General features: G+C 46.0%; 10 protein-coding genes. All 10 read left to right on the top strand.

Going from position 1 to position 12,437, the window contains the following annotated elements; all coding sequences use genetic code 11:
* The first annotated feature begins 40 nt into the window (after nt 1–40).
* The 10 genes from uxuA (at nt 41) to NHH16_RS00715 (ending at nt 12,430) form a co-directional block, all read left to right on the top strand.
* Entirely contained in the window at nt 41–1,090 is a 1,050-nt protein-coding gene (gene uxuA / locus NHH16_RS00760) for a mannonate dehydratase (protein WP_262067688.1), read from the top strand.
* Between the two features lie 3 nt (nt 1,091–1,093).
* Complete coding sequence (locus NHH16_RS00755) at nt 1,094–1,942, top strand: SDR family oxidoreductase (protein WP_262067687.1); 849 nt, start codon at nt 1,094–1,096, stop codon at nt 1,940–1,942.
* Between the two features lie 3 nt (nt 1,943–1,945).
* Nucleotides 1,946–3,328: a glucuronate isomerase gene (gene uxaC, locus NHH16_RS00750; protein ID WP_262067686.1), complete on the top strand. Its 1,383-nt coding sequence runs from the start codon at nt 1,946–1,948 to the stop codon at nt 3,326–3,328.
* 197 nt (nt 3,329–3,525) lie between these two features.
* The gene (garD, locus tag NHH16_RS00745; RefSeq protein WP_262067685.1) at nt 3,526–5,055 is read left to right on the top strand and encodes a galactarate dehydratase; all 1,530 of its coding nucleotides are present in this window, start codon (nt 3,526–3,528) and stop codon (nt 5,053–5,055) included.
* Between the two features lie 163 nt (nt 5,056–5,218).
* Entirely contained in the window at nt 5,219–6,544 is a 1,326-nt protein-coding gene (locus tag NHH16_RS00740; RefSeq protein WP_262067684.1) for an enolase C-terminal domain-like protein, read from the top strand.
* A 27-nt stretch (nt 6,545–6,571) separates the two neighbouring features.
* Nucleotides 6,572–7,987: a GntP family permease gene (locus tag NHH16_RS00735; RefSeq protein WP_262067683.1), complete on the top strand. Its 1,416-nt coding sequence runs from the start codon at nt 6,572–6,574 to the stop codon at nt 7,985–7,987.
* Between the two features lie 16 nt (nt 7,988–8,003).
* Complete coding sequence (gene garR / locus NHH16_RS00730) at nt 8,004–8,888, top strand: 2-hydroxy-3-oxopropionate reductase (RefSeq protein ID WP_316043917.1); 885 nt, start codon at nt 8,004–8,006, stop codon at nt 8,886–8,888.
* 11 nt (nt 8,889–8,899) lie between these two features.
* The gene (dapA, locus tag NHH16_RS00725) at nt 8,900–9,790 is read left to right on the top strand and encodes a 4-hydroxy-tetrahydrodipicolinate synthase (RefSeq protein ID WP_262067681.1); all 891 of its coding nucleotides are present in this window, start codon (nt 8,900–8,902) and stop codon (nt 9,788–9,790) included.
* Between the two features lie 283 nt (nt 9,791–10,073).
* Nucleotides 10,074–10,550 carry a complex I 24 kDa subunit family protein gene (locus tag NHH16_RS00720; RefSeq protein ID WP_262067680.1) on the top strand — a complete coding sequence of 159 codons (477 nt, stop codon included), beginning with the start codon at nt 10,074–10,076 and terminating at the stop codon, nt 10,548–10,550.
* Nucleotides 10,550–12,430, top strand: a complete 1,881-nt coding sequence (locus tag NHH16_RS00715; protein ID WP_262067679.1) for an NADH-quinone oxidoreductase subunit NuoF — start codon at nt 10,550–10,552, stop codon at nt 12,428–12,430. Before NHH16_RS00720 ends, NHH16_RS00715 begins: the two co-directional genes overlap by 1 nt.
* Nucleotides 12,431–12,437 lie beyond the last annotated feature (7 nt).

Below are 12,437 nucleotides of genomic sequence, written 5' to 3'. Positions count from 1 at the left end.
AATATAGTCATAAAAAGCATTAGGAAAAGGAGAAGTGTAGATGAAATTATCATTTAGATGGTACGGAGAGACGGATCAGGTGACATTGCAAAACATTAGACAAATACCGGGGATGGAGTCGATTGTTACAGCCATCTACGATGTACCCGTAGGTGAGGTGTGGCCTGTAGAGAGTATTGCCGCTTTAAAAGCCCAGGTAGAAGCTGCCGGTCTTGGCTTTGCCGTGATTGAAAGTATTCCTGTTCACGAGGATATTAAGTTAGGAAAAGCTACAAGGGATGCCTATATCGAGAATTACTGTGAGAATATTCGCCGGGTTTCAGCGGCGGGCATCAAATGTATCTGCTATAACTTTATGCCCGTCTTTGACTGGACCAGAACCCAGTTAGACCATCGCCTTCCCGATGGCTCGACGACGCTAGTGTATTATCAGGAGCAGGTGGACCAGGTAAATCCTTTAGAAAGCGACAGCGATTTAACCCTTCCAGGCTGGGATGCTAGTTATACCAGGGATGAGTTAAAAGCGGTGGTGGCCCAGTATCAAAATGTGGATGAAGAGAAGATGTGGGAGAATTTGCAGTACTTTCTGGAAAGAATCATTCCTGTTGCTAGCGCTTGCAATGTAAACATGGCAATTCACGAGGATGACCCGTGCTGGAGTATCTTTGGTCTGCCAAGAATTATTACTAGTGAAAAGAATCTTGACCGTTTCCTGCAGCTTGTTGACGATCCTCATAATGGACTCACCCTTTGTACCGGCTCTCTGGGTTGTTCTAGGGATAACGACGTGGTAGCGATGGCGGCAAAATACGCAGCAAAGGGGCGCATTCACTTCGTGCATATGCGCAATGTAAAGGTCTTAGATAACGGTTTTGAAGAGAGCGGTCACCTTTCAAAGGATGGAAGCCTTGATATGTATGGGATTATGAAGGCCCTTTACGATAATGGTTTTGACGGATATATACGACCGGATCATGGACGGATGATCTGGGGCGAGACAGGAAGAGCTGGTTACGGTCTCTATGATAGAGCCCTAGGAGCAACGTATTTAAATGGCTTATGGGAAGCGATTAGAAAGAGCGAGGTATAGAAGATGAAATTACCAATTAATACAGATTTATCAGGAAAAGTAGCGGTAGTAACGGGAGCTGGTGGCGTTCTCTGTGGCATGTTTGCGAAAGCCCTAGCCTTAGCCGGTGCGAAAGTGGCAGTTCTTGATTTAAATGAGGAGGTAGCTGCTGAGGTGGCAAAAGCCATTACTGAAGAAGGCGGTATTGCCCAGGCTTATAAGGCCAATGTGTTAGAAAAAGAGAATCTAGAAGAGGTCCGCAGGATGATTAATCAGGAGCTGGGAAGCTGTGATCTTTTGATTAACGGCGCCGGCGGCAATAACCCGAAGGCGACCACCACCAAAGAATACTATGAAACAGGGGATTTAGAAGCGGATACGATTTCCTTCTTTGACCTTGACCCAGCGGGAGTGGAATTTGTCTTTAACTTAAATTTCATCGGAACCCTTTTGCCAACCCAGATTTTTGCTAAGGATATGCTAGGAAAAGCAGGCTGTAACATCTTAAATATCTCTTCTATGAATGCGTATACTCCACTTACAAAGATTCCCGCGTACAGTGGTGCTAAGGCGGCGATTTCTAATTTTACCCAGTGGTTAGCAGTTCACTTTTCTAAAGAAGGGATTCGGGTGAATGGGATCGCGCCAGGCTTTTTTTCTACGAAGCAAAATGCCAAGCTTTTATTTAACGAAGACGGCACCCCTACACCTCGCACCGGGAAGATAATGGCCGCGACACCGCTCGGTAGATTCGGGGAGTCAGAAGAGCTTTTAGGTACCCTTCTCTTTCTCTTAAATAATGAAGCAGCAAGCTTTATTACTGGGATTGTGATTCCTGTTGATGGTGGCTTTTCTGCCTATTCAGGAGTGTAGCGTATGAATGAAGATTTTTTGTTAAAAACAAAGACTGCTAGCAGGCTTTACCATGAGTATGCGAAGTCACAGCCAATCATTGACTATCACTGCCACTTAAGCCCGCGGGAAATTGCCGAAGACGTTCGCTTTTCGAACATTACGAAATTGTGGCTAGGGGGCGACCACTATAAATGGCGCCTGCTAAGAGCCAACGGCATCCCAGAAAAATATATTACCGGCGAGGGCACGGATTACGAGAAGTTTCTCTGCTGGGCGAAGACGTTGCCACTAGCTGTCGGCAATCCTCTTTATCACTGGAGTCACCTAGAGCTTAAGCGGTACTTCGGCTATGAGGGGATATTAAATGAAGAGACAGCGCCAGCGGTCTGGGAGCTGTGTAACGAAAAGCTAAAGACGATGTCCGCTAGACAGTTTATCATGGCTTCTAATGTAGAAGTAATCTGTACTACCGATGATCCCATAGATGATTTGTGCTATCACGAACAGCTAGCCGTTGATGAGACTTTCAAGGTAAAGGTTTTACCGGCATGGCGACCGGACCGAGCCCTTAATATCGCTAGCCATGATTACTTGGCGTATCTCGAAGAGTTAACAGCTGCAACCGGGAACAAGATTACCACTTTTAAGGATGTAAAAGAAGCGCTAATTAAGCGGCTTGATTACTTCGATGCCCACGGCTGTAAGCTAAGCGATCACGGGTTAGCGTACGTAATGTATCAGCCTGATAGCGAGGACCAGATAGAAGGGATTCTTAAAAAGCGCGGACGAGGTGAGGAACTTAGCGCCTCAGAAATTGCCATTTATCAGACGGCGCTGCTGCTTTTCCTCGGTAAAGAGTACGCTATGCGAGGCTGGGTGATGCAGCTTCACTACGGCGTTCGCCGCAATAATAATCAGAAGCAGTTTCAGGACCTAGGAGCCGATACCGGCTTTGACAGTATTGGCAGCGTGGCGCCAATTAGTGAACTGGCAGAATTTCTCAATGCTTTAGAAGTGGAGGACGCTTTACCGAAGACGATCGTCTATTCTCTTAATCCAGAGGATAATACAGCCATCGATACCATTCTGGCCTGCTTTCAATCGGGAGCAGTAAAGGGGAAAATGCAGCACGGCAGCGCTTGGTGGTTTAACGACCACAAAAAGGGGATGGAAGAGCATTTGGCGACGCTAGCAAGCCAAGGGCTTCTCGGAAACTTTATCGGTATGCTTACCGATTCTCGGAGCTTTCTGTCCTATACGCGGCACGAGTACTTTCGTCGTATTCTCTGTAATTACTTAGGAGAGCTCGTGGAAGGGGATGAATATCCGGCCGATGAAAAGGCCTTAAAGCGGATTGTGGAAGGGATTGCCCACGATAATGGGGCAGAGTATTTTGGAATATAAGTAGTGAAAGGAACAGTCGAGATTTTCTCGGCTGTTTTTTGTGTCAGTAAAAATAGCAATTATTCAGGACAGACCACACATAGTAGAAAAACTAAGAGATATCTTAAAATGTCGAAGTATACATAAGAGTAACGAGCATCTACAATAACTGTGAAGAGAAGTTTTGCCGATATACTATTAGAAGGAAGGGAAGAAAGATGCAAGAGACAAAGAAGTTAGCTCAGACGGTGAAGGTTAATCCCCAGGATAATGTAGCAATTGCACTTTATGACTTAGAAGCGGGTGTGCGAACCACAGAAAATGTGGTAACGTTAGAGAAAATACCTCAGGCTCATAAAGTAGCGCTAAAGGATTTGCATGTTGGCGATGAAATCATTCGCTACGGAGTATTACTTGGATATGCAAACCGGAAAATTAAAGAGGGGAGCTGGATTAATGAAGAGATGGTTACCCTGCCGAAGATGCCATCGCTAGAGCAGATGGATTATGACAGGGACTATCAGGTGGCGTTACCGGTTGCAAAGCAGGGAACGTTTGCAGGTTATGAAAATCCCCGGGGTGGTTTTGCCGGAACCCGTAATATTTTGGCCATTCACACGACTGTTCAGTGTGTAAGTGGGGTTTTAAATGTGGCAGTGAAGAAGATGAAGCAGGAGCTATTGCCAAAGTATCCTCATGTGGATGATATTGTTCCGATTAACCACGCCTATGGTTGCGGAGTGGCGATTAATGCGAAGGAGGCCAAGGTTCCGATTCGCTCGCTACGGAACCTCGTCCATAATCCTAATTTTGGTGGTGAGGTAATGGTGGTGGCTCTTGGTTGCGAGAAGCTTACTCCCGAGATGCTGCTGGAGGAAGAGGATAATAAGTCGGAGAACGTCATTGTTTTGCAAGATTTACCGGGCTTCGAAGCGATGATCCAGGCGCTAATGGCGATGGCAGAAAGCAAATTAGAACGTCTAAACGCTAGGCGCAGAACAGTTCTTCCTTTAGATCAGCTATGCATTGGTATGCAGTGCGGCGGTAGCGATGCATTTTCAGGAATCAGCGCTAACCCGGCGGCTGGGTATGCAGCGGATCTATTAGTGGGTGCCGGGGCGACGGTTATGTTCTCAGAGGTGACAGAAGTGAGAGACGGAGTTCAGTACTTAGCTAAGCGCTGTCAAAGTAGTGAAGTGAGGGATAAGCTAATTGGTGAGATGGCATGGTATGACCGCTATCTTGAACAAGGGGAAGTGGATAGAAGTGCCAATCCTACCCCAGGAAATAAAAAAGGTGGTCTTAGTAATATCGTTGAAAAAGCCATGGGTTCGATTGCCAAGTCGGGAACGGCGCCGATTGCTGAGGTCCTCTCGCCAGGTGAACGGCCAAGGAGCAAAGGATTAATCTATGCGGCGACGCCTGCTAGCGATATTGTCTGCGGACCTTCTCAACTGGCTTCCGGCATTACGCTGCAAGTCTTTATGACAGGGCGGGGAACGCCTTATGGTTTGGCGGCGGCCCCTGTGATTAAGGTTTGCTCTCGTAATGAGATGAAGGATTTGTGGGCGGATTTAATTGATGTGAATGCTGGGGCAGTGGCGACAGGGGGGTCTACCATCGCCGAAATGGGGGGACTGCTATTTGATAAAATTATTCGGGTTGCCTCGGGAGAAGAGCAGTCTTTTGCGGAAAAATATCAGCTCCATAACGATTTTTGCATTTTTAACCCGGCACCCATTACTTAAAAATGAAACGTTTTGAAAGGAAAGTGAAACGATAAAATTCTAAAAATGAAAGAAATAAAAGGATGCTGAATTATATCCTTGAAAATTAGCCAGATTGCGAATGGTAAATAGTCCTCCGAAAAATTATAGTAAAAAAAAGGAAATAATAGGAGGAAAGAATAAAATGAAAACACCCGTAGTAACAAAGATGGAAGTGTACCCAGTTGCTGGTAGAGACCACATGCTCCTTAATTTGAGCGGTGCTCACGCTCCGTACTTTACCAGAAATATTGTGATTTTAACCGATAGTGACGGCAATACCGGTGTCGGTGAGGTGCCTGGTGGCGGCAAAATTACCGCGGGACTAGAGCAGGCAAAGGAGATTGTGGTTGGTAGCAGTATTGGGGCTTATAAAAATACGTTATTAGCCGTTAAGAACAATCTAGCTGATGAAGAGGACGTAAGAGGAAACCAAACCTTTGATCTGCGAACCGGCGTTCACGTAGTAACGGCAATTGAAGCGGCTCTACTTGATCTGGCTGGAAAGTTTTTAGATGTACCAGTAGCCGCCCTTCTTGGTGACGGGATGGTTCGGGATAAAGTGTTGATGTTAGGCTACCTATTCTATGTAGGCGACCGGAAGAAGACGGATCTTGAGTATACTTCCGAACTAGATAGTGACTGTGAGTGGTATCGCTTGCGAAGCGAAGAGGCTTTAACCCCAGAAGCGATTGTGGCTTTAGCGAAGGCTTCAAAGGATAAATACGGCTTCAATGATTTTAAATTAAAAGGCGGTGTCTTAGAAGGGAAGGAAGAGATTAAAGCCATCAAGGCTCTTAAAGAAGCTTTCCCAGAGGCGCGCATCACCTTAGATCCTAACGGCGGTTGGTTATTAAAAGATGCGATTGAAATCTGTAAGGATATGAACGGCATTTTGACATACTGTGAAGATCCTTGCGGTGCCGAAGGCGTGTATTCAGGTAGAGAGGTTCTCGCCGAGTTTAGAAAGGCTACCGGACTACCGACAGCGACAAATATGATTGCCACAGATTGGCGACAAATGGCTCATTCAGTGGCTCTCCATTCCGTAGATATTCCTCTTGCAGACCCTCATTTTTGGACCATGGCTGGGTCGGTACGAGTGGGTCAGATGTGTGATGACTTTGGTTTGACCTGGGGGTCTCACTCCAATAATCACTTTGATATCTCGCTTGCCATGTTCTCCCATACGGCAGCCGCGGTACCAGGGAAAGTCAATGCTATCGACACCCACTGGATCTGGCAAGAGGGGCTGGAGCGACTAACGAAAGAACCTCTGCAAATCGTGGATGGCTACGTGGAGATTCCTAAGAAACCAGGACTGGGGATTGAAGTAGATAGAGAACAAGTGTTAAAAGCTCATGAACTATATAAAGAAAAATGCCTAGGCGCTAGAGACGACGCCCTAGGAATGCAGTACTTAGTTAAGGATTGGAAGTTTGATGCGAAAAGACCCTGTCTTTGTAGATAGGACTAAAGGATAAGAGGAGAAGGAAAAATGAGTGAATCAACGAGAATGTTACTCGGTTTAGTAATTGGTATCGCTTTAATGATCGTTTTAGTAATGAAGACAAAAGTGCATACCTTTATTGCCTTATTATTAGCGGCGATTGTCACAGGTCTCATAGGGGGAATGTCTCCAGTAGATATTACTTTAGCAGACGGGACCGTTCAAGTGGGTCTGATGACGGCCATTAAGGACGGATTTGGTAACACACTAAAGAGTACCGGTATTATTATCGGCTTAGGAGTTATGATGGGCGGCATTTTGGAAAAATCAGGAGCCGCCGAAAAGCTAGCCTACACCTTTATTAAAGCAGTAGGCAAAAAGAAGGAAGAATGGGCGCTGGCTATCACCGGCTGGTTTATCTCCATTCCCGTATTTGCGGACTCGGCGATCGTAATCTTTGCGCCCCTATGTAAAGCTCTATCGAAAGTGACGGGCAAATCCGTAGTTGGCCTAGCGCTGGCGCTAGCAGCCGGTTTGCAGTTAACGCACTGTATGGTACCACCAACACCAGGACCGCTGACAGCGGCGGGTATGTTAAACGTGGATGTGGGTCAGATGATTATGTTAGGTGCCTTGTTATCTGTACCGATGTTAATTGTAGCTGTTTTTTATTGCCAGTACATCGGAAAGAAAATCTATCAGATTCCTTTAGATAACGGCGGTTACGAGCGGAAAGAATTCCGTCCTGAGTACTTAAAGTCAATGGAAGAGTTAGATAAGATTATGGGCGAAAAGCAGTTACCATCTCTTTGGAACTCGATGGCGCCAATTATTGTGCCTCTTGTGCTCATTCTGACGAAAACCATTTATAACCTGGTCGGCGGAATGGATAATGCCGTTATCAACTACACGATTGAATTGTTTGGTGAGCCGATTATTGCTTTAGGTATCGGAACCATCCTAGCAATCTACGGCTTAGTTAAAAAGGAAGAAAACAAAACCGTTCTTGGGATGATGGATGGTGCCATTAAAGATACAGGTATTATTATGTTGATTACCGGAGCTGGTGGTTGCCTTGGTAATGTGATTAAAGTAAGTGGTATCGGTAATGCTCTAGGAGAATTAGTACTTGGTTGGCCAATCCCGGCAATTTTGATTCCGTTTATTATTGCGGCCCTGATGCGAATCGCTCTTGGTTCGGCAACGGTAGCGATTACGACGGCAGCTTCTTTAACGGCACCACTGATGGCGGCAATCGGCGTTAACCCAGTATTATTAGCTCAGGCCTGTTGTGTTGGTGCGATTTCCTTTTCTTACTTTAACGATAGTGGATTCTGGGTGTGGAACGGAATGTTTGGCGTTGGCGAATTAAAGGATCAAGTGCGTTGTAAGACGGCGATATCCATGATTATGGCCGGTGTAGGTGTAGTAGAATTATTAGTATTGCAATTGTTTATAAAATAAATTTGGAGGTATGATAATGAAAGTTGGATTTGTTGGATTAGGTATTATGGGAAAGCCGATGAGCAAGAACCTATTAAAGGCTGGCCACGAGGTGGTGGTATATAACACCAGTCAGCCAGCGATAGATGAGTTAGTGGCAGCCGGAGCAATCGCTGCAAAAAGCAATGCAGAGGTTGGGGCTCAGTGCGAAGTGATTATAACCATGGTGCCTAACTCGCCTCAAGTAAGAGAGGTTTGCCTAGGGGAAAACTGTATTTCGGAAACCGCTAAGCCAGGAACAGTAGTTATCGATATGAGTTCCATTGACCCCATGGAGTCAAAGGCGATTGGAGCAGAACTAGCAACCAAAGGGATTGAATTGATGGATGCTCCTGTTTCCGGGGGAGAGCCAAAGGCTATAGATGGTACGTTATCGGTAATGGTGGGTGGCAAAAAGGAGACCTTTGATAAGTACTACGATCTATTGATGTGCATGGCCGGAAGCGTTACGTATGTAGGGGGACTAGGAGCCGGTAATACGGCTAAGCTGGCCAATCAGATCGTGGTGGCGATTAACATTGCTGCAGTCTCAGAGGCACTTACTTTAGCGAAAAAAGCCGGAGCGGATCCAGAGCTTGTCTATCAGGCGATTCGCGGCGGACTAGCAGGTTCTACCGTTATGGACGCGAAAGCACCAATGATGTTAAACCATGACTTTAAGCCAGGTTTTAGAGTGGAACTTCATATTAAGGATCTAACCAATGCGCTGAACGCTTCTCATCTAGTGAACGCTTCATTACCGCTGACCGCTCAGATTATGGAGATTATGCAGTGTCTTAAAGCGGACGGCTTCGAAAAGGATGATCATAGCGCCATCGCCAAATATTATGAAAAAGTTTCCAACGTTTCATTGGCAGATTAGGAGGGAAAATTATGGCATTTAAACCACAGGGAATTATTCCACCAGTGATTACCCCTCTTACAGATAGTGGGGAAGTGAATTACCAGGTATTGCGTCAACTGGTGAATCATCTAATTGATCAAGGTGTTCATGGGCTGTTTCCCATGGGGACGACAGGAGAGTTTTACGCTTTTGATGATGAAACTTTCAGAAAAATATTAGAAACGGTAAAAGAAGAAGCTGCAGGTCGGGTGCCAGTGTACGGCGGAGCCAACCATATTACCACTAGGGGGGCTATTCGTCTAACGAAAATTTGTGAAGAAGTAGGCGTAGACGCGGTCTCGGTCCTGACCCCGATGTTCATCTCTCAAAGTCAGGACGAGCTCTACGAGTTCTTTAAGACTATCGCCGAGAGTACAACGCTGCCGATTATTCTTTACAATAACGCGCCGAAGACCAATGTAACGATTGCGCCGGCGACAGCTGCTAGATTAGCAGAGATTCCCAATATTGTGGGGATTAAAGACAGCACCGGCGATATGACCAATGCTACCGAATACATCCGTTTGACAAGAGATAATCCGGATTTTCACGTCTTGATGGGGAGAGATACTCTCATTTATGGAGCGCTCTGCTACGGAGCCACAGGCGCCATCGCTTCCTGTGCTAATGTAGCTCCGCGAATCGCGGCTGATATCTACGATAAGTTTGTAGAAGGTGATTTGGCCGGTTCACTAGAAGCTCAGTATAGATTTGCCCCCTTGCGTATCGCTTGTGGCATGGGCACGTTTCCAGCGGTTATTAAAGAAGGCCTGGTAATGCAGGGAATCCCTGTTGGTAAGTGCTTAGAGCCGATTGCGGAGCTTAGTAGCGAAGAAAAAGAGAAGCTACGAAGCGTGCTTGGGGGAATGGAATTACTGTAGACGATTTTCGAGTACAATACTTAGGATGATAAGAATGGCACCGCCTTACTCGGTGCTATTCTTTTTTTTACGCTATTTTTCATAGGTTAATTCTATCATTTGGGATACAAAATGGCAATAAATTGACGCTTCCATAATGGGGGTAAAGGTAACTGAGAAAGGTGTGAATTGTTCGCGAATTGTTTCAATTTTTTATATTGCATATTATTTAACAATGGGGCATAATTAGACTGGAAATCTATAATAGATAGTTATTTAACGAACAAGACTTAGGAGGAATGAAATGTTAGAACAGTCGTTTTACCAAAAGGCTGATGAGATCATCGAATCCCACGGACGCATGCAACGGGCGTTGATCCCTATCATCCAGGATATTCAAAACGAATATCGTTATCTACCCCCAGAGCTTTTAAGCTACGTCGCCAAAGAAATCGGTATTACCGAAGCGAAAGCCTATAGTGTAGCTACTTTTTATGAGAATTTCTCATTTGACCCCAAAGGGAAATACATCATTAAGGTTTGTGATGGCACGGCCTGTCACGTACGTAAATCACTTCCCATCTTAGAATATCTACATAAAGAATTAGGTCTATCAAAGGACAAGCATACCACCGATGATATGCTTTTTACAGTAGAGACCGTATCCTGTCTTGGAGCCTGTGGCTTAGCACCGGTTCTAACGGTAAATGAAAAGGTGTATCCAGCGATGACGCCGGAAAAAGCAGGAGAACTTTTAGCAGAACTGCGAGGTGATGAATAATGGCAGTGAATTTTAGTTTAAAATCACGAGAAGATTTACAAAAGGCGCGGAGCGAAAGCAAGGCACAGATGGTAGCAGACGATTGCCGGATCTTAATCTGTGCGGGGACAGGTTGTCTAGCTGGCGGCTCTCAGGAGATTTGTGACCGTTTTACAGAGCTGAGTAAAGATGTGAAGAACGTATCGGTGGAGTTTGGTAAAGAGATTGCTCACGTAGGCGTTAAGAAGAGCGGCTGTCACGGCTTCTGTGAGATGGGACCACTGGTGCGGATTGAACCTATGAACATTCTCTATATCAAGGTGAAACCAGAGGATTGTCAAGAAATTTTTGAAAAGACCATTTTGAGAGGGGAACCGGTAGAACGTCTGGTTTACGAAATTGATGGAGTGAAGTACGAAGCCCAAGAAGACATTCCTTTTTATGCGAAGCAGACTCGTTTAGTCCTTAAGAACTGTGGTCATATCGATGCCGAGCACATCAGCGAGTATTTGGCTGTTGGTGGTTATTCAGCAATTGAAAAGGCCTTATTTGACATGAAACCAGATGAGGTAGTAGATGTAGTCGAAGAAGCGAATTTAAGAGGCCGTGGCGGCGGTGGTTTCCAGACCGGTTACAAATGGCGTCAGGTGGCCAGACAACCAGAGAAGATTCGCTACGTTGTCTGTAATGGCGACGAGGGTGATCCGGGTGCTTTTATGGACCGCAGTATTATGGAAGGCGATCCCCATAAGATGATCGAGGGCATGATGCTAGCGGCTTATGCAACGGGTGCTCAGGAAGGTTATATCTATGTGCGGGCAGAGTATCCGCTAGCGATTAGCCGTTTGAAGACAGCCATTGCCCAGGCGGAAGAGATGCAGCTTTTAGGAGATCATATCCTGGGTACGGATTTCTCTTTCAAATTACATATTAACCGGGGTGCCGGTGCGTTTGTCTGTGGAGAAGGTAGTGCCCTAACCGCTTCCATTGAAGGGGAGCGAGGAATGCCAAGAACGAAGCCGCCAAGAACGGTGGAGCAAGGCTTATTTGGCAAACCGACAGTTCTCAATAATGTGGAGACGTACGCTAACGTTCCGATGATTGTGGAAAATGGAGCGGCTTGGTTTAAGAGCATCGGGACAGAAGGAAGTCCGGGAACGAAAGCGTTTGCGCTCACTGGTAGTGTTAACAATACGGGGCTGATTGAAGTGCCTATGGGAACCACTCTTCGTGAAGTTATCTATGACATCGGTGGCGGTGTCAAAGGCGGTGGTGCCTTTAAAGCGGTGCAAATCGGGGGACCCTCTGGTGGTTGTCTCGTGGATGCGGATTTGGATATTCAACTTGACTTTGATTCTCTTAAGAAGCGGGGCGCAATGATTGGTTCTGGTGGTCTTGTAGTTATGGATGAAAATTCTTGTATGGTGGAAGTGGCAAGATTTTTCATGAACTTTACCCAGAATGAAAGCTGTGGTAAGTGTGTACCTTGTCGCGAAGGAACGATGCGGATGCTGGAGATTCTGGAGCGCATGGTTATCGGCGAAGGTAAGGAAGAAGATTTGGATATGCTGGAAGAATTGGGACACGCCATTACCGATACCGCTCTTTGCGGTTTGGGTAAAAGTGCGGCCTTGCCGGTTCTTAGTACGCTCGCTAACTTTAGAGATGAATATATAGCTCATATTAATCGCAAATGTCCTGCTGGAAGCTGTGAAAAGCTTAGAAGTTACGTAATCGACGCAGACGCCTGTAAAGGCTGTTCGAAATGTGCGCGGAACTGTCCGGTGGAGGCTATTGATGGTGTCATCAAAGAACCTTATCAGATTAATCAAGAGAAATGTATCAAGTGTGGCGCCTGCGTGGACACCTGTCCGTTCGGGGCTATCCATATAGCGAGCTAACGAAGGA

Origin of the sequence: Ohessyouella blattaphilus (genome assembly GCF_024721265.1) — a bacterium.
GTDB lineage: Bacteria > Bacillota > Clostridia > Lachnospirales > Lachnospiraceae > Aequitasia > Aequitasia blattaphilus_A.
The sequence above is the reverse complement of the archived record's forward strand: the minus strand, read 5'-3'. Positions and strand labels throughout refer to the sequence as shown.

Bases quoted from the DNA above. Each gene is read 5' to 3' on its own strand.
- uxuA (WP_262067688.1), top strand. From the start codon at position 41: ATGAAATTATCATTTAGATGGTACGGAGAGACGGATCAGGTGACATTG.
- NHH16_RS00755 (WP_262067687.1), top strand. From the start codon at position 1,094: ATGAAATTACCAATTAATACAGATTTATCAGGAAAAGTAGCGGTAGTA.
- uxaC (WP_262067686.1), top strand. From the start codon at position 1,946: ATGAATGAAGATTTTTTGTTAAAAACAAAGACTGCTAGCAGGCTTTAC.
- garD (WP_262067685.1), top strand. From the start codon at position 3,526: ATGCAAGAGACAAAGAAGTTAGCTCAGACGGTGAAGGTTAATCCCCAG.
- NHH16_RS00740 (WP_262067684.1), top strand. From the start codon at position 5,219: ATGAAAACACCCGTAGTAACAAAGATGGAAGTGTACCCAGTTGCTGGT.
- NHH16_RS00735 (WP_262067683.1), top strand. From the start codon at position 6,572: ATGAGTGAATCAACGAGAATGTTACTCGGTTTAGTAATTGGTATCGCT.
- garR (WP_316043917.1), top strand. From the start codon at position 8,004: ATGAAAGTTGGATTTGTTGGATTAGGTATTATGGGAAAGCCGATGAGC.
- dapA (WP_262067681.1), top strand. From the start codon at position 8,900: ATGGCATTTAAACCACAGGGAATTATTCCACCAGTGATTACCCCTCTT.
- NHH16_RS00720 (WP_262067680.1), top strand. From the start codon at position 10,074: ATGTTAGAACAGTCGTTTTACCAAAAGGCTGATGAGATCATCGAATCC.
- NHH16_RS00715 (WP_262067679.1), top strand. From the start codon at position 10,550: ATGGCAGTGAATTTTAGTTTAAAATCACGAGAAGATTTACAAAAGGCG.